The sequence below is a fragment of the Saccharibacter sp. EH611 genome, from assembly GCF_009834765.1.
Taxonomy (GTDB): Bacteria; Pseudomonadota; Alphaproteobacteria; order Acetobacterales; family Acetobacteraceae; genus Saccharibacter.
The window spans coordinates 312,835-337,571 of record NZ_WVHP01000001.1 but is presented as its reverse complement, the minus strand read 5'-3'; the positions used below and the strand labels follow the sequence as shown (position 1 = coordinate 337,571).

The 24,737-nt window shown below is 52.2% G+C and carries 24 protein-coding genes; 10 read left to right on the top strand and 14 right to left on the bottom strand.

Translation table 11 applies throughout. The features are described 5' to 3' along the window. Nucleotides 1–2,479, top strand: a 2,479-nt coding sequence (locus GS535_RS01550) for an autotransporter domain-containing protein (RefSeq protein WP_160799097.1), incomplete at its 5' end; no start/stop codon positions are given. Between the two features lie 21 nt (nt 2,480–2,500). After that, nucleotides 2,501–3,052, top strand: a complete 552-nt coding sequence (locus GS535_RS01545; protein WP_160791463.1) for an invasion associated locus B family protein — start codon at nt 2,501–2,503, stop codon at nt 3,050–3,052. Nucleotides 3,053–3,116: 64 nt separating this feature from the next. Here GS535_RS01545 and GS535_RS01540 read toward each other — a convergent pair whose 3' ends face one another. After that, nucleotides 3,117–3,632: a hypothetical protein gene (locus GS535_RS01540; protein ID WP_160791464.1), complete on the bottom strand. Its 516-nt coding sequence runs from the start codon at nt 3,630–3,632 to the stop codon at nt 3,117–3,119. Between the two features lie 213 nt (nt 3,633–3,845). On the opposite strand from GS535_RS01540, the gene GS535_RS01535 reads away from it, so the two are divergent. Beyond that, nucleotides 3,846–4,499: an SDR family oxidoreductase gene (locus GS535_RS01535; protein ID WP_160791465.1), complete on the top strand. Its 654-nt coding sequence runs from the start codon at nt 3,846–3,848 to the stop codon at nt 4,497–4,499. Nucleotides 4,500–4,622: 123 nt separating this feature from the next. Here the strand turns inward: GS535_RS01535 and GS535_RS01530 are convergent, their stop codons facing one another. Then, nucleotides 4,623–5,576 carry a hypothetical protein gene (locus GS535_RS01530; RefSeq protein WP_160791466.1) on the bottom strand — a complete coding sequence of 318 codons (954 nt, stop codon included), beginning with the start codon at nt 5,574–5,576 and terminating at the stop codon, nt 4,623–4,625. 264 nt (nt 5,577–5,840) lie between these two features. Here GS535_RS01530 and GS535_RS01525 point away from each other — a divergent pair, with 264 nt between their 5' ends. Beyond that, nucleotides 5,841–8,474 (top strand): M1 family metallopeptidase, encoded by a 2,634-nt coding sequence (locus GS535_RS01525; RefSeq protein WP_160791467.1) that lies wholly within the window; start codon nt 5,841–5,843, stop codon nt 8,472–8,474. Nucleotides 8,475–8,645: 171 nt separating this feature from the next. Then, nucleotides 8,646–9,533 carry a TauD/TfdA family dioxygenase gene (locus GS535_RS01520; protein ID WP_160791468.1) on the top strand — a complete coding sequence of 296 codons (888 nt, stop codon included), beginning with the start codon at nt 8,646–8,648 and terminating at the stop codon, nt 9,531–9,533. A gap of 185 nt (nt 9,534–9,718) precedes the next feature. Here the strand turns inward: GS535_RS01520 and GS535_RS01515 are convergent, their stop codons facing one another. The 11 genes from GS535_RS01515 to ccmC all read right to left on the bottom strand — a co-directional run bounded on the left by GS535_RS01515 (nt 9,719) and on the right by ccmC (nt 21,233). After that, a complete protein-coding gene (locus GS535_RS01515) occupies nt 9,719–12,499 on the bottom strand; it encodes a TonB-dependent receptor domain-containing protein (RefSeq protein ID WP_160791469.1) in 2,781 nt (926 codons plus the stop codon). Nucleotides 12,500–12,628: 129 nt separating this feature from the next. Continuing rightward, entirely contained in the window at nt 12,629–14,026 is a 1,398-nt protein-coding gene (locus GS535_RS01510) for a lyase family protein (protein WP_160791470.1), read from the bottom strand. A gap of 37 nt (nt 14,027–14,063) precedes the next feature. Further along, nucleotides 14,064–15,722: an NAD-dependent malic enzyme gene (locus tag GS535_RS01505; RefSeq protein WP_160791471.1), complete on the bottom strand. Its 1,659-nt coding sequence runs from the start codon at nt 15,720–15,722 to the stop codon at nt 14,064–14,066. Continuing rightward, a complete protein-coding gene (locus GS535_RS01500; protein WP_018980835.1) occupies nt 15,722–16,036 on the bottom strand; it encodes a hypothetical protein in 315 nt (104 codons plus the stop codon). The genes GS535_RS01505 and GS535_RS01500 overlap by 1 nt, the downstream gene beginning before the upstream one ends. Beyond that, entirely contained in the window at nt 16,033–16,776 is a 744-nt protein-coding gene (gene ccmI / locus GS535_RS01495; RefSeq protein WP_160791472.1) for a c-type cytochrome biogenesis protein CcmI, read from the bottom strand. Before ccmI ends, GS535_RS01500 begins: the two co-directional genes overlap by 4 nt. A gap of 4 nt (nt 16,777–16,780) precedes the next feature. Further along, on the bottom strand, nt 16,781–17,218 hold the full coding sequence (locus GS535_RS01490) for a cytochrome c-type biogenesis protein (RefSeq protein ID WP_160791473.1): 438 nt from the start codon (nt 17,216–17,218) through the stop codon (nt 16,781–16,783). After that, nucleotides 17,215–17,778 carry a redoxin domain-containing protein gene (locus GS535_RS01485; protein ID WP_160791474.1) on the bottom strand — a complete coding sequence of 188 codons (564 nt, stop codon included), beginning with the start codon at nt 17,776–17,778 and terminating at the stop codon, nt 17,215–17,217. The genes GS535_RS01490 and GS535_RS01485 overlap by 4 nt, the downstream gene beginning before the upstream one ends. Beyond that, nucleotides 17,775–19,721, bottom strand: a complete 1,947-nt coding sequence (locus GS535_RS01480; protein WP_160791475.1) for a heme lyase CcmF/NrfE family subunit — start codon at nt 19,719–19,721, stop codon at nt 17,775–17,777. The genes GS535_RS01485 and GS535_RS01480 overlap by 4 nt, the downstream gene beginning before the upstream one ends. Further along, complete coding sequence (ccmE, locus tag GS535_RS01475) at nt 19,718–20,251, bottom strand: cytochrome c maturation protein CcmE (RefSeq protein WP_160791476.1); 534 nt, start codon at nt 20,249–20,251, stop codon at nt 19,718–19,720. The genes GS535_RS01480 and ccmE overlap by 4 nt, the downstream gene beginning before the upstream one ends. Further along, nucleotides 20,248–20,391 carry a heme exporter protein CcmD gene (locus GS535_RS01470; protein WP_160791477.1) on the bottom strand — a complete coding sequence of 48 codons (144 nt, stop codon included), beginning with the start codon at nt 20,389–20,391 and terminating at the stop codon, nt 20,248–20,250. Before GS535_RS01470 ends, ccmE begins: the two co-directional genes overlap by 4 nt. Further along, the gene (ccmC, locus tag GS535_RS01465) at nt 20,388–21,233 is read right to left on the bottom strand and encodes a heme ABC transporter permease CcmC (RefSeq protein ID WP_160791478.1); all 846 of its coding nucleotides are present in this window, start codon (nt 21,231–21,233) and stop codon (nt 20,388–20,390) included. The genes GS535_RS01470 and ccmC overlap by 4 nt, the downstream gene beginning before the upstream one ends. Between ccmC and GS535_RS01460 the strand changes: the two genes are divergently transcribed. Continuing rightward, nucleotides 21,232–21,648, top strand: a complete 417-nt coding sequence (locus tag GS535_RS01460) for an EVE domain-containing protein (RefSeq protein ID WP_160791479.1) — start codon at nt 21,232–21,234, stop codon at nt 21,646–21,648. The two genes, ccmC and GS535_RS01460, sit on opposite strands and share 2 nt — an antisense overlap. A gap of 47 nt (nt 21,649–21,695) precedes the next feature. Continuing rightward, nucleotides 21,696–22,535, top strand: a complete 840-nt coding sequence (locus GS535_RS01455) for an EcsC family protein (protein ID WP_160791480.1) — start codon at nt 21,696–21,698, stop codon at nt 22,533–22,535. Here the strand turns inward: GS535_RS01455 and GS535_RS01450 are convergent. Continuing rightward, on the bottom strand, nt 22,502–22,729 hold the full coding sequence (locus GS535_RS01450; RefSeq protein WP_160791481.1) for a hypothetical protein: 228 nt from the start codon (nt 22,727–22,729) through the stop codon (nt 22,502–22,504). The two genes, GS535_RS01455 and GS535_RS01450, sit on opposite strands and share 34 nt — an antisense overlap. 41 nt (nt 22,730–22,770) lie before the next feature. On the opposite strand from GS535_RS01450, the gene aat reads away from it, so the two are divergent. Genes aat through bcp form a run of 3 tightly spaced genes read left to right on the top strand, consistent with a single transcriptional unit; the run spans nt 22,771 to nt 24,736 of the window. Next, entirely contained in the window at nt 22,771–23,454 is a 684-nt protein-coding gene (gene aat, locus GS535_RS01445; protein ID WP_160791711.1) for a leucyl/phenylalanyl-tRNA--protein transferase, read from the top strand. After that, nucleotides 23,438–24,205, top strand: a complete 768-nt coding sequence (locus tag GS535_RS01440) for a hypothetical protein (RefSeq protein WP_160791482.1) — start codon at nt 23,438–23,440, stop codon at nt 24,203–24,205. Before aat ends, GS535_RS01440 begins: the two co-directional genes overlap by 17 nt. Before the next feature lie 33 nt (nt 24,206–24,238). Next, nucleotides 24,239–24,736, top strand: a complete 498-nt coding sequence (bcp, locus tag GS535_RS01435) for a thioredoxin-dependent thiol peroxidase (RefSeq protein ID WP_160791483.1) — start codon at nt 24,239–24,241, stop codon at nt 24,734–24,736. Nucleotide 24,737: the final 1 nt, after the last annotated feature.

Here is a 24,737-nt window from a genome sequence, read left to right as displayed (position 1 = left end):
TACTGTTACGGGGGATGTGTCCAATAGCGGTCATCTCACCTTGGATGGGAATACGGTTGCCGGGACATTGTCTGCACAGAATGGTACCTTCACAGTCACGAATAATAATGTGGCTGTTGGATCCTTAGCGGGGAATGGCCAAGGCGTGCTTAACGGTCAGCTTTCTGTCACGAATGGCCATGATACGTTCGGCGGAGACCTGTCAGGCGCAGGGACTGTGCAGATTGACGGGGGAAAACAAACGTTCTCAGGTGGGAATGATTATACAGGCGCGACCACTGTAGCGCGCGGTACCCTAGCGCTTGCCCAGAATGGGTCAATCCAAAAGTCTGCTGGTGTGCATGTGGCCAGCGATGGGAGCTTTGACATTTCAGGGCTTGGCACAGGTACGACAGCGGTTCAGGCTCTTGATGGAAATGGGAGCGTTGCTCTGGGGTCGAAAACTCTGCAATTGTCCAATGCGAATGCGCCATTTGGGAATGTGTATTCCGGTGTGATATCTGGTGATGGCTCGTTTAACCTGACGGGTGGTCGGGAAATTCTGACAGGTGATAGTACTTATCGCGGAGCAACGCAGATCGCCAAAGGCGCGCAGTTGGTGTTGGGGAACAATACGACCACGGGCTCTCTGCAGAGTAACACGATTAATGTGGATGGTGATCTCACGATCAATAGAAGCAATCGTGCGGTTTTCAATCAAACGATCACAGGCTCTGGGTCGCTTATTCAAGATGGCGATGGCGTCACTCAGCTTAATGGCATGAGCAGCTATAGCGGTCCGACGATAGTTCAGCGCGGTGGATTGGATGTCGAAGGCGCACTGTCTGGTTCTGATGTTCAGGTTAATGCAGGCACTTTGTCTGGGACTGGGATGGCCAAGAGCGTTACGATGGAACGTGGTTCTACCTTTGCGCCCGCTGGTGATGGGCAGATCGGGACATTCTCTATGGGAAATGGCCAGAATAATGCGCTGGTCATGAATGATGGTTCCACTCTTTCAATTGACGTGAAAGGGAGTTCTTCTCTTTCTGCAGCAGAATTGAATGATGGGCTGTCGACACTCACGTTCCAGAAAAGACTGTATCAAGTGCTGCCAAGTGACCAGATCCATGTCACGGGGTCTGCGCAGATTGGCAATAATGTTGAGCTGAGCCTGCCAAGAGGTGGAACGATTAAACCAGGTGAAGCCTTTACTCTGGTTACGTCAACGAATGGGGTTAATGGGTCGTTTAGTGGTATCAGTGGGTTGAATGCTCTTTCGGCCTTCGTGAAGCCAGAATTTATTCATTCAGATGATAATAAAGACCTTACCCTGCTTCTAGAACGCAATAGCCTCGCCTTTGGTGATATTGGAGGGACACGGAACGAGCGTGCTACCGGAACGGCTCTGGATCATGTTTCCGTAGAGAAAAATGTGGTTCAGGCCATGTTGTCGTTGAATGAGCGTGACGCACGGCAGGCGACGAATTCACTATCTGGTGAGCTTCATGCTTCTGCGCGCACAGCCTTAATTCAAGATAGTTATTATATCCGTCAAGCTGCGTTAGACCGTCTCGATAGTGCTGATTGTGATGGAAGCAGTGGGAATGGCATTGGCACGGCTGATTTACGGACAGGCCAAAAAACGCACCAATGCTTGTCTGATCGTCCTGTGCTGTGGGGTGAGTCCTACGGGAGTTTGGGAAGCAATTCTGGAGACGGAAATGCCACCTCTCTTCATCATTCTGCAGCCGGGTTTGTGATGGGGGCGGATGCTCCCGTGGTGGCCCAGTGGCGTGTAGGTGGCATGGTTGGGTATGGCCATTCCATGTTTAACCAGAAAAGCGGGAGTAGTGGTTCTGGTCATAGTGATAATATTACGATTGGGGCATATGCTGGCCGTAATTTGGGGAATATTAGCTTCAAAATGGGGGCAAGCTATACCTGGAACCTCCTAAGCACACGTCGGACGGCTAGTGTTGGATCTTCCTATAGTTCGCGTTTGACAAGTGGTTATACAGGCGGAACGGCTCAAGCTTTTGGTGAGGTAGGATATAAAATTCATCTTAACCGAACCATTATTGAACCTTTTGCTAACGTTGCGTATGTTAATCAGAACACAGATAGTTATCACGAGCACGGGGGAGACGCGGCCTTGCGTGGACGTTCCATGGATACGGGGGTGACGTTCTCGACATTTGGTGTGCGGGCGTCATCGTCATTCATGATTGGCAAGACGCAGCTAACCCCGCATGCTACAGTCGCGTATCGCCGTGCTTATGGCGTTACAACCCCGACTGCACGTGAGCTGTTTGCATCGTCGAGTAGCTCCACCATGAATATTGCTGGTGTTCCTCTGTCAAAGGATTCAGCTGTTGTTGATACGGGCATCACTGCTCGTTTGACCGATCGGATCAACGTCGATGTGTCTTACATTGGGCAATATGGGAACCAGTCGGTCGATAGCGGTGCGCGTGCGAACATTAACGTCCAATTCTGATTGATACTAAGGAGATATGTGATGATCCGGACTTTGAAAGCGGCAATGATTGCAGGAGTGGCTTGCGTCTTGGCGGCGAATGCTCCGACAGCTCTGGCACAGGGTGGCAAAAAGCCTTCAGTTCATAAATTGCCGGGGGGTGCGTCTTCGCTGAACGAGACCTATCAGGATTGGCAGGTCATGTGCCAGCAAGGGTCAGCAGGCGCACGTTGTGCGGCTGTTCAGCAGGCTTTTAATAACCAGAATCATCAGCGTATTCTTAGTGTGCAGCTGATGCCAGAGAATGGTCGGACAACCGGTATTATCGTGGCTCCTTTGGGGGTTGCTCTTGCTAAAGGGGTAACGCTTCAGTCTGACGGGCAGAAAGTTGGAGAGCCGATGGGTTTCACAGCATGTGTGGCTGATGGTTGTCTTGCTCCAGTGTCCTTTAATGAGTCACAGTTTAGTAAGCTTCAAAATGCTAAGAAAGCAACTGTGAAACTGACGGCGCTGACGGGGCAAGATATTGTTTTGCCTTTCTCAACGAAGGGACTGAGTGACGCTGTTGCTCGTGTTAATACGCTTATGCACTAAAAAGTGTGATTGAGGATGTATAAAAAAGGCCCTCCATTTGGAGGGCCTTTTTGTAGGAACTCTCTTAAAAGCCAGCGGCAATAGCGTTAATGGAGATTGTCCCTGAGAAATATTTATTGGGGGGTAACGTCACTTGGCCGTTGCCATTATGAAGAGGAATTGTGCCGCGTGTATGAGGGAGAATACTTGACGTGTGCGAACCAATGGTATGCTCAATCGCAGCGGAAAGAGAATAAGTGAGTGTTCCGTTATCGTTACTCTGATTTTTATTGGGTTTTAGACGGACACGGAGCGTGTAAGCATTGATCTTATAGGTATTATCGCCCTGATCGACACCAATATGGGTCATATTTTTCCGATTATTAGGGGCGACTTGTGTCTGTAGGGAGGTAGCAGATACGGGGGTTTTTGTAACGAGTGGTGTCGGTGTTACCATCGCTTTCACTTGGTACACTCGGTCAAGTCCTTCCGCATGAACAGGGGTGCTCGCCAGAGGAAGGAGGCCACCAAAAGCTGTGCAGGCTACAAGAAAAGCTCGACGAGAGGATGAGCGGAGAGAAGGGGAGGTACGGAAAAACACAATGTGCTCCTGAAGAAACCTATAAAGATGACTTGCACTAAACCGAACAAGCTTTGTCAAAATGTTTCTACGTCACAACAAACTATCGGGCAAGAATAAGGCTATGAGTTAAGAGATGGTCTCCTGTGCAGAGCCGTTGACTGTCCTATGGTTGATCAAACGGACAAGGATTCTTACCTCTAGCGCTACGGAGATAGTAAGATGGAGATGACGATGGCATCCGGTATTTTTGTGATTGGTGCGGCAGGGAAAGTTGGGCGTCGCCTTGTCCCTCGGCTTATTAAGGCGGGGCACCATGTTACGGCACTTTACCGTCGCCCTGAGCAAGAGGAAGATCTGAAGAAGCTCGGGGCAACTCCCGTGTTTGGGTCTTTGACAGAATTGTCCGTTGAAGAGCTCGCTCAGAAAATGAAGGGAAGTGACGAAATTGTCTTCTCAGCAGGTGCGGGGGGAGCAAGTATTGAGCTCACAACAGCCATCGACAAGGATGGACTAGAAAAAGCTGTACAAGCAGCTCAGAAGGTAGATGTAAAACGGTTTATACTGGTTTCAGCCTATCCGAAATCCTGGCGTGAAGAACTGTATGCGCAGGTTTTTGAGCATTATATGCATGTTAAAAAGGAGGCTGATACCTATCTGGCAGAGAGCCCATTAAATTGGGTGATCCTTCGTCCTGTCGCACTAACAGATGAGCCCGGTGTGGGGCGTGTTCGTGCGGGATTGTCTGTCCCTAATGGAAGCATTCGACGTGATGATGTCGCGGACTTTATTGTTGCGGTGGTTGATAAAGCGACGCTTTCTCACCGGATTATTGAGTTAGTCGAAGGTGATACGCCGATTGATGTGGCTCTGAAACACATTCCGTGAGTGTATTGGAAAGGTAGAGCATACGAAGAGCTCTACCTTTCCGCTCCTTATCTATTTGGAAATGAAATATTCCGCTTGAATAACTAATGGGTATAGGCATGCTTTTTGTCTCAAACGTTTTGATCAATCATTTTGCTCTTTCTTTTCAGCCTCATCAATAGCGTGCTGTTGAGCGGTGATTTCACTGACCGTTTCTTGAGCTGATGCTCCATGATGAATTTTGGCTGCACTATCAATGATAATATTTGTCAAATCAGGGCCTAGCTCTTCGGCTTTGCCTTCTTCCTCTTGATGGTGATGTTCGGCGATCAGCGTGCTTAAATCTCCAAGAGTGAATTTATGATCATTTAACGCATCTACAATGGGGTGGATATTGTTAAAAAATTCGGGGTTATCCGTCTCTTTATGATGAGGGTTTGAGACTGTTTGTTCAAAGATATGGTTGAGGGAAGCGGCTGTATGTCCGTCTCTAACACCGATCCCAACCCAGCTTTTCTCATCATTGGAAGGGATTCCCGCATCTGTAAAACTCTGCGTATCTACAACAGGCGGTGCTTGGGGGGATGGCGTATTTTGGCTGCTAGCAGCAGCCGCTGCTGCGGTATGGGAGCCCTGAGCGCTCTCCTCTGAAGAGGAAGAGCTGCTCGCGTGGGCATTTTTGTCTGTGGTAGTGTCTTGTGTGGAGGTGGGGGCCTGTTGCTGAGCTGTTGGCGTTTGAGCCGTGTTTTGCGTGTTTTCTGTATGTGCGTTTTTGTCTGCGGTTAGTGCGCTCTGTGTGGAGGCGGGTGTCTTCTGCTGAGGTGCAGATGCTTGTTCAGCAGTTGGCGTGCTTTCCGTATGCACATTTTTATCTGTGGCAAGGGGAGAATTCTGCGTGGAAACGGAAGATGTAGTCTTTGACATCGCTGCATGTTCTGCATGCGAGGGGGAGGCTGCAGGAGCTGTCTGCTGTGTTGTGGATGCAGAGGTTGGGGGAGTTTGCGGGACCGTTGGGGCTGAGACGTTCGCAGCGTAAACCGGACCAGCTAAACTGGACGTTAAAAGAGCAACCGAAGCAACGCGAGTGAGCGAGGTCATACAGGCAATAGGTCCTTGAGCTGGTGGGAACGTTTCAAAACGGAAAGCGTTTGCCAGAGGGTATACGAATTCATAAAATTTTCTACGATAAAGACACTAACTTTTTGTCATCCTCAGGTAAGGAAAGAGAGGGATGATGATTGTGTTGTGCGCTAAAAAGCGTTTACCTTCCGATAAGCCTAGGATTTATGATTGTGCGCACGGTCATTATATCAGGTTGTTGCCTCCCGCTGTTGGAACGTTGCGAGATTAGGATAACGCTATATGACTAAAAGACATTATTACGCGGCAACAGCTTTGCTTGGGGCGTTATGCTTTACGCCGGCTTGGGCTGAAGCGCCTTTTTCATTTAAAGCGACGCCGGGGCAGCTTTCAAAGAATACGATCCCATCTGCTTATGCGCTCAATGTGAATCTTGATCCAGATTCTCTTATATTAAAAGGGCATGAAGCGATTACCGTTGCGGTCGTTGCGCCAACGCGGAGCGTGACATTAAATCAAGCCGGGTTGCATGTCACGCGTGCCGCCATTGATGATTATGCGGTGCGGGCGATTGTTCATGATGAGAAGAAACAAACAGTTACGCTCTTTATGCGCCGCGTGCTTAAAGCGGGGCAGCACCGTATAATGCTTGATTATGATGGGGCGATTTTAACGACCCCCAACGGACTTTATAGCAATGATTATCGTGGGGAAGATGGCCAAACGCATCGGATGCTGGTCACTCAATTTGAGGTGGCGGATGCGCGGCGGATGTTCCCTGTCTGGGATGAACCTGCTTTTAAAGCGACCTTTAGGCTGAAGGTGACGTTGCCTGCCCATTATGTGGGGGTGAGCAACATGCCTGTTGAGAAGACACGTCGCGTTGGTGCAGGTTGGAAAACACTGACCTTTCAGACAACACCGAAGATGTCGAGTTATCTCCTTGCTTTCATTGCTGGTGACATGGGCTCTTTGCAAGCGCGGTCTGGTGCGACAGATATTGGGGTTTATACCCCTAAGGGCAAACAAGAGCAGGGGCGTTATGCTCTGCAAGCGGCCCAGTCGTTGCTGCCTTACTATAATAGCTATTTTGGGACATCTTATCCGCTTCCCAAGATGGATATGATTGCCGTTCCTGGGAATTATCAGGCAGGTGCAATGGAGAATTGGGGGGCCCTGACCTACATTGATAATGATCTGCTCTTTGACCCCACAAGCAGTACGTTATCGACTAAGGAGCTGATTTACGAAGTTGTTGCCCATGAGATGGCCCATCAATGGTCAGGTGATCTTGTGACGATGGGCTGGTGGAATGATTTGTGGCTCAATGAAGGCTTTGCAAGCTGGATGGAGGTGAAAGCCACGGCGGCCTTTAACACGGATTGGGATTTCTGGACACGGCAGCACCAAACGCGAGAAGCAACGATGGCCCGTGATGCTCTGCCCAGCACACACCCCATTCAACAAGTGATCCATAATGTCGCTGAAGCGGAATCCGTCTTTGATGCGATCAGCTACGGCAAGGGAGAGCTGGTGATTCGTATGTTGGAGGGGTGGCTTGGTGAGGACACATTCCGTGATGGGATGCGTCATTATATGCAGGCCCATGCCTATTCTAACGCGACAAGCCAAGATTTATGGAATGCTCTGTCGCAAGTTTCCGGGCAAGATGTTTCTCGTGTTGCGAAAAGCTTCACAGAGCAAAAAGGTTTTCCTCAACTTAATGTTGCTCTGCGTTGTGTCGGGGGGAAGGCTTCTTATACGCTGTCTCAGCGGCGCTTCGTTGTTCATGATCCAAAAGCGAGCGCCTCTATATGGAGTATTCCCGTCGTTGTGGGCGGGCCGAATCAAGCTGTACAAAAGCTGGTGGTGGGAACGCGCCCTGTAACGGTGATGGGGGCTTCTTGCCAAACGCCTTTGGCTTTTAACTGGGGTGAGAGCGGGTATTACCGCGTTAATTATGATGCTGCCTCCCTCGTCTTGTTGGAAGACCATGCTGCAGCCTTGCCCGCTGTGGAACGTGCTACTTTATTAGGCGATCGTTACGCCTTGTTTGAAGCTGGGAGGGCTCCGCTTTCGCAGTATCTCAATGGAGTGATCCGCCTTGTTGGTGCTCAAGAACGCAATAGTACGGTGGTGGAGGAAGTTCTATCTCGCTTCACGGTGCTGAATGGTTATGAGCAGGGGCAAGCAGATCAAGAGGCTTTTCAACAGCGGGTGCGTCCTGTGTTGCAACCGCAGCTTGCTCGCTTGGGGTGGGACGCTCAGGAAGGTGAAAGCGTTTTAGACAGCTTACTTCGTCCACAGGTGATTGAAGCGTTAGGGTTGCTTAATGATCCGCAGACGCTCAAAGAGGCAAAGCTCCGCTTTACAGCGTGGCTTGCAGACGCGAATGCTCTGCGGCCTGAGCTGGTCGCGCCAGTGACGGCTGTGATGATGCGTCATGCTGACCAAAGCACGTGGAACCGCGTGGCTCAGCGTATCCAGCATGCCGATAGTACAGAGGTGAAGCTACGTCTCTTTAATGCGCTGTCTTATGTCTCTGATCCATCATTGATTGAGCAAACTGTACAGTTTGCCTATAGCGGAGCGATTCCTAATGGGCGTATTAACCGCGTTCTCGTGATGATGGCGCGTCATAGTGCTCATCCTGAGCAGGTCTGGCAGAGCGTTTTGGCGCATAAAGACGAGATCCGTGTGCATTTAACACCTGAATCACAAGATACATTTCTGGCTGATATAGCCTCTTGGCTGCTGGGTGTGCCGACGCGTGAAGCGCTGGAAGCGGATGTTAAAGCTCGTCCGACACATGGGGCAGAATTGGCTTTAAAACGTGCTTTGGAGCAAAGCGCTGCGCAAGAAGATAACCGTCATCGTGCTGTCATGCAGCTACATGATTGGTTGCATGCTCGATAAGTCATGTAGCGAAGAGCTTTCTTCACTCTCTGTTCATGGTGTCTGTGTAGAAAAGGCAGCGACTATAAATGATGCTGTGCATGGCCTCAGGAAAGAGTGTGCCCTTGATATGAGGACGTGATGAACGTTGGGATTGGGCCCCTCTTTCTTGCAGAAAGGAAGGGAGTCTCAATGCCTGATACGTTGAAAGCGCCAGGGCTTCATGTGACTAAAATCGGTGCCCGTTTGGGCGTCGTTGTGCATGGAATTAACGCGAAGGAAGAATTGACAGACACTCAATGTCAGTTCTTGCGAGAAGCACTCCGCCTTTACAAAGTTCTGTTTCTCAAACGTCAATTTCTTGATAGTGACCAACATGAGAAGCTTGCTTCTGTTTTTGGGGAGCCGATTTTGCACCCCACGATCAAGGCGCCTCATGGGCCGCGCTATCGCTTTGATGCGGTGGCGAATTATGAAGCTCCGACCGATACCGGCCATACGGATGTTACTTTTATACCGGCCTATCCGAAAGTGTCTGTGCTCCGTGCATTAGAGATACCTCCGGTAGGTGGGGCAACTGTATGGGGGAATACAGCGACGGCCTATCAGGATCTTCCGACAGCATTAAAGCATTTTGCGGAAGTCGCGTGGGGTATTCATTCCAATAATTGTGGATGTAATGAAAAACGCCTCGATGCTCACGCCCAGATTGAAGAGCAGGCGTTTGAAGGTAAACTGCCGTGTTATATTACCCGGCACCCTGTGGTACAGGTTCACCCTGAAACAAAAGAACGCAATCTCCTGTTAGGGGATTTTATTAGTGGCCTTGATGGGTTTTCAAGACGTGAATCAAATGTTCTTATAGAACTGCTTCAACGTTATGTGACTCGTATTGATAATACGGTGTCGTGGCATTGGGAGGAAGGTGATGTGGCGATTTGGGATACCCGCGCAACCCAGCATTATGCTCCTGCCAATTTTGAGAGCCACCCGCGATTACTGCGACGCATCACGGTAAAGGGTGATGTTTCAATGAGTTGTGATGGTCGTCCCGGTCAGGCGCTTGTTCAGCCTGAGTAAAGTGGGGGTAGAAAAGATTTGCTTTTTTGGTAAAGGCCCGCCATTGTTGTTTTGATAATGATAATCATTATCACACAGTCATCCGCATATAACGCTACACCGTCGGGAGGGGCCAGAGCCTTCCGGCGGTGTGGTGTATTGAGGGCGAGCGTTCTGACAGTGTTGTGTGTGCAAGGGCTGGGCGCCTAAAAAGTAACGCCTGCCTGTGCAAAGACGGATCGTCCCGCAATAAATCCGCTATAAAGAGAAGAGGCCGTGTTAAAGGCTCCGTCTGCGACAAAGGGCGGACGGCGGTTGAAAAGATTATTGATGCCAACATTTGCCTGCCATTGGCGGTTTTGATAGCTCAGGGTGATATCCTGTAAAAAAATACCAGCTGTACGCGTGCGGCCCGCAGTTGCGGCTGTGAGATCATGCGTGCCGTCATTCCAGCGAAGAGAGCCCGTGTAATTGACGAGATAGGTGAGGCTAAAATGGTTATGCCGCCATGTTACTGTTGTGTAGCTACGGTGGCGAGGCATGCCGCTGCCACTAAGATACAGCATCCGTCCGGTGAAATTATGCCATGCACCGCTTTGGCTGTAGCGTTGGCGGTAGCTTAGAAGATACTGAAAATTTTCGCTTAAAGAGAGCACATCTTGCTGGGTAAATGTGAGATGGTAGTTCAGAGTCATATCCACACCATCGGTTTTCATCCCCCCTGTATTTTGAGGAATGGCGGAGATTGCCGTCAGCTGATTACTGGCTGAACGTGGCGCAATAAGTGAGCAAAATTCAGGATTGCTTCCCGTATAGCACCCATCAAGAAGGGTTTGTGTCGCGAGGGTCGTGATCATATGGCGAAGGCTATAATGCCAATAGTCCACAGAGAGATGCAGACCCGGAGCAAAGCGCGGTGTCAGATCCATCCCGAGAGTAAAAGCACGTCCGTTTTCAGGGCGTAGAGCCTCATTCCCACCAGAAAGCGTCGGAAGTTGCCCGACAAAAGCAGAGCTAAAATTATTGGGATCAATCTGCTCTCTTCGACAGCGCGCAGTGACATTATGAGCCGCTGCGCCGTAGCTTGAAGCGCGGGTGCAGGGGTCGGAGGCGGAAGGGTATCCTAGGGTGCGCCCACTATAGAGACTGTAAAGATCAGGCTGCCGGTAAGACGTTCCCCATGTTGTGCGGAACGCAATATCGCGTGTGGGAGCCCAATGCGCACCGATTTTCCAGTTTTTGGTCAGGCCGAAGCGGTTATAGGCTGAGAGGCGTCCTTGTAGATTGAGGCTCAGATCATGCGCGAAGGGGGCCTTTTGCAATAAAGGGAGGCGGGTTTCTGCGTAGCCCTCGCTTACGGTGAAGCCTCCACCCGTATAGGCCCCTGTTGTGCCAGCGGAGTCACCACGGGCAACGACATCATCGGGTGCGTAACTTAGCTGTTCTCCGCGGTGTTCCATCCCCAAAGAAAGGCCAATGGGCCCACCATAACGGGTGGGGAGGCTGACAAGATGAGGGTTGCGGAGGCGAAAATTAACGTCACGCATTTGGTAAAGAGCATGGTCTTTTTGCGTAAAGCGGATGTAATCCGCCGCTTTTCTCTGATAGGGCGCAAAAGGGTTTTGTAAAACGCATCCAGCAGCGTTGGAGCAGAGGTTAGGATTATACTGAACAGCACTGCTGGGTGATGTAGGATCAAGCGCTTGTGTGCCCGTGCTGTCCAGAAGGTGGCGGTAATTGACCATATTGGCGGTGCGCGCGGCGAGGCGGCTTCGTCCATAGGTCATAGAGAGGTCATAGTCCCAATGCGCGCCAAGCGTCCCGTGCAGACCACCTAGAAGCGTGAGTGTGTTGGTTGAAATAGATTGGCGGCGCGGCCCGAGCTCCGCCATGCGTTTGGTGATGCTGGCCTCTTGTCCCCACGGATTATAGGGGCTCCCAGCTGGGAGAACCCACGAAGAGGGCAGCGTTGAGGGAGGCACGCTTCCTTGCACGGGGGCTGGTGACATATCGCGCGAGGCAACGGTGCGGCTAAAGCGTGTTGTTCCATAGAGGGTGATCAAGCGTGAGAATGTTTCGTGCGCATCAAGGGAGAGCGCTGCATTTTGATGCGCGTTGGCAATGGTGGAGTTCCGTCCAAAATTATACGCATCACGCGAGGTATTATAGGCTCTGAATGTACCATCGCTATTAGGGACAAGCCGTTTTCGCGTCCCTGGTTCAAACGCTACCCCTGATGGGATGATGGATGAGCCGAAACTTGGTGCTCTTTGAGCGGGATTATCGTTTTGGGGAAGGGCAGCCCAGTCGCGATTGCGAGAATAGATCGGCCCTGTTGTGTCATATTGCCCAAAGAGCGTGATATTGCCGCGTCCTTGGTCAAGGCTAAAACCTTTATAGGCAGCGATTTGCCCTGCCCGTTGGTCGCCTTCTTGGCTAAGACCGCCCTTGAGGGTGATTCCGCCTGTGGTGAGGTCATGTTTGAGATGAATGTTAATCACCCCTGCTACAGCATCAGCCCCGTAAAGGCTGGATCCGCCATCTTTGAGGAGTTCGACACGCTCAATTTGTTGCAGTGGAATGCTGTTGAGATCCACACATTCTGATCCGGCATTCAGTGTTGTGCGTTTCCCGTCAATCAGAACTAAAACGCGTTGTGAACCAAGATTACGTAGATCTGTGCAGACGGTTCCCTTCCCGCTATTGGTGGTGCTGTTCGTTGTGCCAGAAGAACCAATGGACGGAAGGCGAGAAAGATAATCCCCAAGTGAGGTTGCGGAGGTTTTTTGAATGTCTCGTGCTGTAATAGTTTGCACGGGGTTAGGAGAGCTCCCTTTGCGCCCGCCAAGAGAGGATCCTGTGACGAGTAAACGCTCAGATGAGGAAGCGAGCGCTGTATCCTCTCCATCTGCTGCGTGGGCGGGAGAGATGAAAAACGGGCTTGCAGACAAGCTCAGACTGACAAGAGCAAACTTGTAGACGGACAAGGCAGTGGCTCGCGAAGGGATTAAATAATATTTTATGATATATTATAACATAATCAACTTCTGCAAGCATTTCCGTCATGGCGGTGTAAAAACGGGCCTCATAGAAGAGGTAGAGGCCCGTTTTGTGCGTTATGGCGTAATATTAGGAGAGAGCATGGTGGTGGGATCGGCTACGCTGTCATACTCTTCGGCTGTCATAAAACCGAGGTCTAACGCGCTCTGCTTTGGAGAAAGGCCGTTTTTGACCGCATGATGCGCGACTTGTGACGCGCGATCATAGCCAATGCTGGGTGACAAGGCGGTGACAAGCACAAGCGAATGATCAAGTTTCTGCTTAATATGCTCTTCATTGGCGACAATGCCTTCAATCATAAAGCGACGGAAATTTTCCATTCCATCATGAAGAAGGGTGAGGCTTTGCATGATGTTATGAATCATGAGGGGCTTGTAAGCGTTCATATCCAGCATGCCACCAGCGCCGCCCATGCCAACAGCCACATCATTGCTCATGACTTGCGTGCAGAGCATGGTTAGGGCTTCAGCTTGCGTGGGGTTAATTTTCCCCGGCATAATTGATGAGCCCGGCTCATTGGTCGGGAGGGTGATCTCTCCAATTCCGGCACGTGGGCCACATGCGAGTAAGCGGAGATCATTGGCGATTTTGAAGAGGCTTCCTGCTAAGCCACGCAACGTGCTGGAGAGGTGAACGAGCCCATCATGCGCGCCTTGTAAGGCAAATTTATTGGTCCCGCTGCTGAAATCCAGCTGTGTAAGGCGGGCAATTTCAGCGCAAGCGCGCTCGGCAAAGCCTTGGTCTGTGTTGACGCCTGTGCCCAGTGCGGTTCCGCCTAACGCCAGCGGGAGCAGGCCATCGCGGGCTTGTTCAAGGCGGGTGATATGCTCATCCAACATCCCGACATATCCGCACCATTCTTGTCCAAGAGTGATGGGCACAGCGTCTTGCAGATGGGTGCGGCCAACCTTGACGATGTCTTTCCATTGCCGTGCTTTTTGTTCAATCGCATGGCGCAGACGCGTTAACGCAGGGAGGAGTTGCCGATCCACCGTGAGCGCGCTTGCAATATGCATGGCACTGGGGAAGGTATCATTGGTGGATTGGGCCATGTTGACATGGTCATTGGGATGGAGCGGTTCTTTGCTTCCTAATGCATAACCAGCAATCTGACTGGCACGGTTCGCGATGACCTCATTGACGTTCATGTTAAACTGCGTGCCTGATCCTGTCATCCACACATGGAGAGGGAACATGCGATTATGCATCCCGCTCATGATTTCATCACAAACGGTGAAGATAAGCTTACGCCGTTTGTCAGACAGGCGCCCGCTGGCATTATTGGCCGTGGCACAGGCGCGTTTGAGGATCGCGTAAGCCTCAATCATTTCATGGGGCATGCGCTCCTTACTAATACTGAAATAGCGGAGGGAGCGTTGGGTCTGCGCGCCCCATAACACGTCGTTAGAGACTTCGATCTCTCCAAGACCATCGGTTTCAATACGGGTACTCATGGGGGTCATTCCTTGACTAAAAAGAGAGGGAGTGGGGTTAAGCGGGTTGATAGTCTTGGTATGTCGGGGCCCAGCTAAGACGGTCTAAGGCGTCTTGGAAATCCTGATCGGTAAAGTCTGGGCATAGTTTTTCATCACGGGCATGATAGGCGACGGCACGTGCAACTGTGCGGGCAATCGACGCACTATCGTCTAATGGAGGCAGCAAATTGTTCCCGCCCTGAAGGAGTGGGGAAAGCTCTGCCACAGCTTGCGCTGATGCCATGAGCATCCCGTCACTAATGCGCTGGGCTCCGCAGGCGAGGGCGCCTAACCCAAGACCAGGGAAGATGTAGGAATTATTGGTCTGATCTATGGTAATTGTGCGCCCATTGATCGTGACAGGGGCAAAGGGGCTGCCTGTGCTGACAATCGCCTGACCATTCGTCCATGTCAGAATATCCTGTGGAGTGGCTTCCACATGACTGGTTGGGTTGGAGAGAGGGAAAATCAGTGGGCGCTGACAATGCGTGCTCATGGATGTGATGAGTGATTGCGTAAAGAGCCCCGCTTGCCCTGAAACACCGATCAAAATAGTGGGGTGCTCCGTCGTCACAACGTCTTCTAGCGTGCGGCCAACACCATCGCGTGAGGCTTCAGAACGGGCGAAACGTTGTTGCCCCTCAGTGAGGTTGGGCATATCGCTTGTGAGAAGACCGGGGCGATCCAGCATGAAGAAACGTGCGCGGGCATCGCTTTCGCTTGTGCCTTCTGCCAGCATGGCTTGGAAGAGTTGGTCAGCAATACCGCAGCCAGCCGATCCGCCGCCTACAATCGTGATGGTTTGTTGGGAGAGACGTTCTTTCTTTGCTTTAACGCCCGCTAAAATCGCAGCGGTGGCAATGGCAGCGGTGCCTTGAATATCGTCGTTAAAGCTTAGCAGTTGGTTGCGATAACGTGCAAGGAGTGGGGCGGCATTAAGGCCTGCGAAATCCTCCCAATGGAGGAGGAGATGCGGCCAGCGTGCGGTAATGGCTGTGATGAACTCATCGACAAATGCGCTATAAGCGTCTCCACGTAAGCGCGGGGTACGGCTGCCGATATAGGAGGGGTCGTTGCGCAATGTTTCGTTGTTCGTGCCGACGTCTAAGGTGATCGGCAGCATCATGTCGGGGTTGAGACCAGCACAGGCGGTGTAAAGCGAAAGTTTTCCAATGGGAATACCCATTCCGTTGGCCCCGAGGTCTCCAAGGCCTAAAATCCGCTCACCATCGGTAACAATAATCAGCTTAACTTTATCGTAATCAGACGACGCGATGAGGTCAGCGATATGGCCTTTATGCTCTGCTGCGATAAAGAGCCCACGCGGCCTTTGCCAGATATGGGAAAATTCAAGGCAAGCTTGCCCCACGCCGGGTGTATAAACGAGGGGCATCATCTCTGTTAAATGGCGCTCAAGCAGAGCGTAAAAGAGTGTTTCGTTACTGTCTTGTAGAGAGCGCACATAAATATGACGGCTGAGCGTATCTGGCTTAGCCATCACGGTTTCGTACGCTTGAGTGACTTGCTCATCTAAGCTGTGAACAGCAGCGGGGAGGCGCCCATGAAGGCCAAAGGCGGTACGTTCTTCATGAGAAAAAGCCGTGCCTTTATTGAGCAGTGGCGTATCAAGAAGGGCCTGACCTTTTAAAGAAACAGTGCGAGGTGAAGAAGTCATCAGTCAGTCTCCTTGATGTGGGGGCTCTGTTTAGAACAGATCCAGCGGTCTGTATTGAAGCGATATTGAGCGAAGGCAAAGCCTAAAAAGAGGCCCCCAGCAGCGATAAGCACAAACCAGAAGGAGAGTGGGATGAGTAAAAACGCAACGCTGGGCGCAAGTAAAAAGCCGATGAGAGAAGATAGGATGATTTCACGTGAAACAGGGCCAAAATGTTTCTCAGCATGGCAGTTAGGGCAGGTGGTTGCTGTGCCGCCAATGGTGTGGTGGCAGCAGGGGCAGCTCATGACACCTTGAGAGGAGGGAGTCATCATGGATGATCTTGGTCCTTATCATGTTCGCCCGAAGCAATACGTGCTTCGACGGCCATCCGCCACGGAGCTTCAGGTGGGGACGCATCAAGGGCGCGATGATACAGTGCTAGAGCCTCTTTTGTCACATGGCCGGCATTGCGGGTTTCAAGCTCGGCAATTTGGAGGGCAAGCTCTGGGGTAAAATGACTGTTAAGAGCGATCGTCCAATCGGCCACAGTTTGTGTCGGCATGCCCATTTGGGCTTCTAACTCGCCACGGCGAATATGCAGATTGGCCATAGCGGGATCCGTTGCAGGACGTGTAGCCAGTTGTGCATTGACCATATTGAGCTGCGTTTGAGCCGATTGTTCTGGCACAGGGAGGGGTTTGCGTTCATCAGCTGATTGCGCTGATAGCAATGGAAAGCCGTTAATACTGTAGAGAAAGAGTGCCAAAATAGGGATGAGAAAGACGGTTGCTACGCCGATAAGGATATGGAGCCGTCCGAGCGAAGCTGTGGCCTCTGGTGGGCTAGTGATAAGGTCATCAAGCTTGCGCTGCATCGCGAAACGGGCGGCTTCATAATCGCTATCGTCCAGCCGATGGGCATTATGGTCTTTATGAAGACGGTCTAGCTCTGTGCGATACTGGTCTTCTACGGGATTATAGGTTTCACGCTTTACTAAGGTTGAACGCCAGAGGCTGAGACCGATGGGGATGAAGATAAACAGCGTAAAGATCAGAAAGCCAAAGAGAAACATAATGTCAGTCCTTCTTTAACGCTGTGTCTTGGAGGGAGCGGGCTTGCATGGGGCGTTTGAACCAGAGGCGATAGCTCAATGCACACGCGCTGCCCAGAGCCAGAAAAGGCATGAGCCATAATAAAGCGGTCTCGCTATTGAAAACAGGTTTAAGCTGGATAAAATTCCCGTAACGGTGAGACATCCACGCAAGAATGTCGCTTTTCTGGCGTCCTTGCGTCAGTTGTTGACGCACAATTTTGCGGAGATCACGCGCTAAAGGCGCGCTGCTTTCCTCAATGCTTTCATTTTGACACACAAGACAGCGGAGTTGTTGGCCAATCTGTTCGGCTTCTTGCTCTTGCTGTGGGTTAGGTAGAAGTTCTTTAGGGTCATCCACCGCATATGAGGCGGCAGGGCTCAACAAGAGGACAGTGAGAAAAAAAGAGTGGAAGAATCTCATAAAAATGGCCGAAGGAGCGGAAGGAGGTCATGGGTAATGACCTCATGAGTGAGGGCCGCTCGATGATGCCAGACAACATGGCCCCCGGGAAGAATGAGAATGCTTTCTGGCACACCCGTAACACCCCATTCAATGGCCGCAGTCCCGTCCTTATCCTGTCCAACGCGTTCAAATGGTTGGCCATTACGGGTGAGGAAAGCGCTCGCGCGTTCGGGGCGGTCTTTATACGCGATGCCCCAAAGGGTGAGAGAGGGAGCTAACGCGCTCAGAAGCGGAAGTTCTGTGACGCAGGGAATGCACCAAGAAGCCCAGAAGTTGAGTAAAATCGGTTTGTTCTGCTGAGTAAGGCTGGTGCACTCAATGCCCTCTATCGTTCCTTTAAGGCCCGGTAAAGGCGAAAGGGGCGGAAACTGCGGCACTGCTTCCCCGGAGGTGCGGATAGCGCGTGGGTCAAACTGCCCCGTCTTCATAGATGAGAGGATATGCTGGAAGCCCAGCCCGAGGGCTGCGGCCCCTGTGAGCGGTAAGGCAGCAAGGATATGGCGGCGGGTGAGCGTCATGAGGGTGTCCCTTGGGTATGTTTCCTGCCGAACGGACAGGCCATGAGCCCGCCACCTGCCATGATGAGCCCACCGAGCCAGATCCATGGTGCAAGGGGGTTGTGATGAAGGCGTAGGATATAGCGCGTTTCCTGTCCTTCATGTTCTGTTGAGCCTAGAACAGCGTAGAGGTCTCCTGTCAAAAAGCTTCGGATAGCCACTTGAGAAATCGTCTGGTGAGGATGGGAGAAGACGCGTAGGGCTGGATGGAGCTGTGCAATAGGATGGCCATGACGGCTGACGCGTAGTTCAGCAACCCGGGCATCATAATTAGGGCCGGGATGGTCGGTGACGGAGACAAGCTGCCAGTCAAGGCCATCAAGGGATTGGTGCTCCCCAAGGCGAGGCGCAACGATGGTATGGTGGGCCGCACTCATTCCGCATAGACCGAGGATCGTTACCCCAACGCCAATATGAGCCAGCGTCATGCCCCAGATTTTGCGTGAGAGGCGGAAGGGATGTGTAGCGACACGAAGCTGATGGAATAGGGCGAGCACACTAGAGGATATAACCCAAAGAGCGAGCACAGCGCAGAGGGCAGCCATGCGGTCAGGTAGAAAGACAAAAGCCGGGATACAGGCGGCACAGGTGCAGAGAAAGGCTGGATAAAGACGCTTACATATTGTGCGAAGAGAGCCGTGGAGCCAAGGCAGGGCGGGGCCAATCCCCATTGCGATGAGAAGCGGGATGGTGAGCGGAATGGTGGTGCTGTCGAAAAATGGCTTCCCAACAGAAAGCGTATGGCCGAGGAGAAGCTGGATAAAGGGTGGGTAAAGTGTGCCGGTGAGCACAACGGCGCACAGGGAGCAGAGGAAAAGAGTGTTGAGCACCAAGGCGCTCTCACGTGAGAGAGGCGTAAAAGAGCTCTCATCATGGAGGGAAGGCGCACGCCATGCAAAGAGCGTGAGGGCTCCGCCAACCACGAGGGCTAACAGGGTGAGAATAAAAACGCCCCGCGTGGGGTCATTGGCGAAGCTATGGACGGAGTTGAGAATGCCTGAGCGCACCAAGAAGGTGCCAGAGAGGGAGAATGAAAAAGTGGCAAGAGCGAGCAGAGCTGTCCAGATACGCAGGCTCTGACGTTTTTCGACAACAAGGATGCTGTGGAGAAGGGCAGTGCCGCTGAGCCATGGAATGAGTGAGGCATTCTCCACAGGGTCCCAAAACCAATACCCCCCCCAGCCCAGCACGTAATATGACCACCAAGATCCAAGAGCGATTCCGCAGGTGAGGAGTGCCCATGCCGCAAGCACCCAAGGGCGGACGAGTGTTGCCCAAAGGCGCGTCAGCTGCCCGTCTATGAGGGCAGCAATGGCAAATGCAAACGGGACGACAAACCCCACATAGCCAGCGTAGAGGAGAGGCGGATGAACCGCTAAACCTGGGTCTTGGAGGAGGGGGTTCATGCCCATTCCATCAGCGGGCATCGGGAAGAGGCGGGCAAAGGGGTTGGAGGTGAGGAGGCAAAACAGGTCAAAACCGGCGGAGATCAGCCCGAGAACCCCCAAAGCGTGGCGTTTTAGGCGGGAGAGGGGGTTTTGATGCCGTGTGTGAATAAACGACACACAGGCGCTGCATAAGCTCAGCAGAACAATCCAGAGCAGGATAGACCCTTCATGATTGCCCCAAATGCCCGTTATTTTATAGAAAAGCGGTTTAGCGAGTGCGGAGTTTTCTGCGATATTTTGCACAGAAAAATCATCACGCAGTGCGGCAAGCATGAGGCACATAAACGCGAGGAGAAGTGCGAGAGCATGTGCCCAAGCGAAGCCCGGCGTTAGTGGGCTGAAAAAGGAAGGGCGACCTTGCCGTTTAAGAAAAGGAGCGATGCCTTGGCAGAAGGCAAGAACACACGCTAAAGCCAGAGCGTAATGGCCTTCTTCCGGCCCGAAAAAATCCATCATGGGTGGGTCTCTTTAGGGGTGGCGGTCATCGCGTTCCAGCTGGCTGCGTTGGGTGGCGGGCCAAAGCGCGGATCCCATTTCCCGCTGCGCTGGAGGGCATCGGCTACGTCTTTTGGCATATAGGTTTCGTCATGTTTGGCCAGTACATCATCGGCGAGGAAAACACCGTCAGTCTGAGGATGCCCGATTGCCACGATGCTTTGCCCTTCACGAAATAAATCCGGCACAATTCCGTAATAATGCACGGTGATGGCTGCTTGGCCGTCTGTGACATCAAAGCGAATTTCGGGTTGTGCGGAGGAGAGGTTTTTATGCACAGACCCGGCCACGACCATCCCACCGAGGCGAATGGTGCGATCGGGAGGGGGAGGGTGGTTGAGGAGCTGCGACGGAGCCATGAAAAAAACAAGGCTGTTTGATAGCCCGTAGAGGGTGAGAGCTGTTGCACCGCTTAAGCAAAGCAAACAGACCGTAACGATCCAGAGCCGGCCTATGGAACGTGACGAGGACAGGCGACGTGAACGTGTCATACGGAGCGGTCAGTCTGTTGGTTAGAGGTGAATTGCCGGACAGCGCGCCGATAGCGATAGATAGCGCCGATGGTGAGCGAGCCGAGGCAAAGACAGGCGATCCCATAACTGGCGAGTACAAAAGTCCACGCAGCGTTCATGGCTGCCCCTGTCGATGAGGGAGGGACGCTAAGCGGCGCTCTAAAATGGCCGTGCAGATACGGGTGCCGATAAGAGCAATGGCCCCTAATGAGTAGCCAATGGCGCATAGTAGGAGTGGCCAGAGCATAGAGAGCGACATGGCTGGAGCGTCGCTTAAAGAAAGCGTGTTGGGCTGGTGAAGCGTGTTCCACCATTGTACGCTGAATGTGATGATGGGAAGGTCAATCACCCCAGCGAGGGCGAGAAGAGCGGCGGCTTTTTGCCCGCGGGCGGGGCGGTCAAACGCGCGGATGACAGCTATATGACCGCAATAGAGAAAAAAGAGAACCAGCATTGAGGTTAAGCGTGCGTCCCAGACCCACCATGTGCCCCATGTGGGTTTCCCCCAAAAAGACCCGCTGATGAGACAGAGCAAAGCAGCACAGGCACCGATAGGGCCCATTTCGAGAGCGGCAAGGTCAGCAAGGGGATGACGCCATATGAGAGAACAGGCGCCACATAACGCTAACCCCACGTAGCAAGCAGAGGCAAGCCACGCCATCGGTACATGAAGATACATGATGCGTACGGTCTCGCCCTGCTGCCAATCAGCTGGAGAGAAGAAGAGCCCCCAGACGAGTCCGACAAGTAAGATCACAGCCCCTAGCCCTCCAATGATAGGGAGGCATGGACGCGTAAAACGTAGGAAAACGCCCGGATTGGCAAGGCGGTGAAACCAAAGAGACACGGTAAGGGACGGGCTCCTTTTGGGAGGACATTGTTCTCCATAATCTGAACCTTCTATACTCGCCAAGAGATAACGCGTTTGCAACGTCAAAGTCGGAAAAGGAAGTCCAAGCATGGCCTATTGGCTGATCAAGTCAGAACCAGCCTCTTTCTCGTGGGAAGAGCAGGTTCGTAATGATGTTGAGCCGTGGAATGGGGTGCGTAACTATCAGGCGCGCAATAATCTTTCAGCCATGCGGTGCGGTGACCGGGCGCTCTTCTATCATTCTGTGACTGAAAAGCGTATCGTGGGGGTCGTTGAGGTGGTGAAAGAGGCCTATCCAGACCCGACGACCGAGGATACGCGCTGGGTCTGTGTTGATGTGAAAGCAGATGGGGCTTTTAAGAAGCCGATTAGCTTGGCAGACATTAAAGCAGACCCCAATTTAACGGAGATGGCGTTGCTCAAACAGTCTCGGCTGTCTGTTGCCCCTGTGACAGAGGATGAATTTGCCTATTTGACTCGCCGTGGCGAGTGGGAACAAGGTTAAATGATGGTGTCGCCGTTTCTGGCGTAGACAAAACGGAGAAAAACCCCATGAACGCAGATCATGATACACAGTTACCCAGCACATCTTTTATGTCGCGCGATATGGATGGTGAATCCCTCGCACAGCTTCATCAGGTCTTAGAGCAAGTTGAACAAGGGCGCGGCACGTTGGTTCGTTTGGCGGATTTGATGGGGGGTGCTGTTGGCCGGGCAACTCAGCTGGGTCTGCAAGGCTTGTCTATGGCGCCTGGCCTCAAAGCGATGATGCAGCGTGTGACAGAAACCGCGATTGAGCAGGCTTTTCGGGTCGCGATCTTAGGTGTGGAGCGTGAGGGGCCAGTCGTTTCGCGTAAAATACGAGAAAATATGATGCAGGCTGCCGTGGCTGTGTCCGGAGCAGCGGGTGGCTTTGGCGGGTTTGCGGGTATGGCGCCTGATATCGGCTTTACGACGCTTGCGATCATGCGTGAAATCGCGACGATTGCACGTGAAAATGGCGAAGACCTGAACGACGAAGAGACGCGCCGTGCCTGTTTGGAAGTTTTTGCTCTGCGTTCTGTCGCGACGGGGCGTCGCGAGGGTGACGATGAAAACGAGCTTGGCTTTTTTGCAGCACGTGGTTTGATGCGCGGTCAGCCTCTTGTGATGTTGATGGCTGAAGTCGCTGGGCATTATGGGATTGCGCTGTCACGCAAGCTTGCTGCTCAGATGGTACCTGTTGCTGGCGCTTTATGCGGTGCTGCGCTTAATTCTGCTTTTCTAGCGCATTATCGTGCGGTAGCGCGGGCCCATTTTACGATCCGGCGGTTAGAGCGTACGCATGGTACGGCTGTGCAAGAGGCTGCTCAAGCCTATCAGGGGCGTGCGACGGGCGATGAATCTTTGTGATGTTTGGCTGAAAACTCTGCTTTAGCGCGGCGGGCTTTCTGGATGTCTTGATACGTTTCGAGCACCCCAAAGCCCACAATACCGAGCAGGCAAACGCATTCAAGCACATGCAGAATACGCGTCGCTTCTGGATAGAAGAGTTGGGCAAGCGCGCACATGACAAAAGCGATGACGTAAATAAAGGTTTGGGGCATGGTCTCTTCTTCCAACGTGAGGCTCATGTCGTAGCACGATGATGACAGATATGACAGCAGAGCAGCTTTTACGTGCCTATAGCCTTGGTCTTTTCCCGATGGCGCCAGACCGCGAGAGTGATGAACTGGAATGGTTTAGCCCTCAGGAGCGTGGGATTATTCCTCTTGAGGGCTTTCATGTACCGCGTCGGTTGATGCGTACCGTTCTTTCGGGGCGGTATCAGGTTTGTGCAGATCATGACTTTGCGGGGATGATGAGTGCGTGCGCTGCTCCCGCGCCAGGACGGGAGGAAACATGGATCAGCCCCCGTATTTGCACATTATATGAAGAGCTTTATCAGCGTGGTTTTGCGCATTCTATTGAGGTGCGCCGTACAGATGGCAGTCTTGCTGGTGGACTCTATGGAGTAGCCCTTGGGGGAGCTTTCTTTGGAGAGAGCATGGTCTCTCATGAACGCGACGTGTCCAAAATTGCCTTAGTTCACCTCGTTGCAGCCTTGCGTAAGGGGGGCTATCGTTTACTGGATACACAGTATGTCACCCCTCATTTGAGTCGCTTGGGGGGAAGAGCTGTACCATTGTCTGATTATCAAGGGCGACTCAGTGAAGCGTTGGCTGTACAGGCTGTTTGGTCTGGGGACGTTGATTTGTCTGCATTGCATAGTGAGATTATTGCGCTGCGGTCGTCTAAAGGGGGAGGAGATTATCATGTCTCATTATCGTAAACTCGGCTTAGTGGGTGGTGCTTTTGCTGCTATATTGGCTGCTGCACCAGCACATGCGGAGGCCCCGGCTGATCATCCAGCATTAGCACCAACGCGCGATGTTGTGGTGACTTATCGTTTCTGGGCAGGAGGGAATGCAGCGGCACCTGAGAAGAAGGTGATGGTGTCTTTTGCGGCAGATGGCAATCAGCTGCGCATTGATCCGATTGGGGTGCAGGGTATTACGATTTTGGATCGCTTAAAGCAACGTGTGACCTTAATCAGCACGGAGAAGAAGAGCTACATCCAGTTCCTCCCGGTTAATGGCCTCAGCAACCCCTTCATGCTGAGCTTGAATATGACCTATCACGCAGAGGGAATGGGGACTGTTGCCGGTCATGAATGCCGTCGTTGGTCGATTGAAAGCCCTAAAGGGAAGGCGCAGGCTTGCGTCACTGATGATGGGGTTATCTTGGCAGAAGCAGGCGTTGATTCAGACGGTGTAAGCGGGAAGATGGAAGCAGAGAACGTCACCTATCGTGATTTGCCTGCCAGCACGTTTGAGCCACCAGAAGGCTACCAAAAGATTCAACGCAACACACCTTCTCAAAAAGTACGCCAAGGTGAGCCTGTTCCGGGTGCTAATGTGGTGCACCATCATGCCGAGACAGGCCACCAGATTGATACGACCCAGCCTGCTGCGTCTAATGATTCAGCGGGTGATGGCAGTGTGTATCATTCAGACCAGCCGTCCCACGGGGCGGGCCAGTAATCGTAACGAATGTATCAATAAGGATCGGCAAGCGTGACAGACAAAGTGATTGAGGTTGGTGACCAAGGGCCGGCATTTTCGTTGCCTGCCCTTACCCCTGAAGGGGAGAGTACGGTGAGTAGTGAGGCGCTTAAAGGGGCTCCTTACTTGCTGTATTTTTATCCAAGAGCTTCGACGCCGGGCTGTACGACACAGGCTTGTGCGTTGCGTGATGCTTTGTCTGATTTGCGTTTGCCCAATGGGGAGACGCTCAAGGTTTTGGGTGTGAGCCCTGATCCGCTTAAAAAACTTGAGCGATTTTCACAGAAACAAGGGCTGAATTTTCCACTCCTGTCTGATGAAGAGCACATATTGGCGGAGGCCTACGGTGTGTGGGTGCCAAAGAAGCTATATGGGCGGCAATTTATGGGGATTGAACGCAGCTCGTTCCTCCTTGATGGCCAAGGCCGTGTCTGTGCGATGAAACGTCGCGTTCGTCCTGCTGAACATGTGAGCTGGGTGCAGGGGGCTCTTGCTCATTTACCTGAATAAT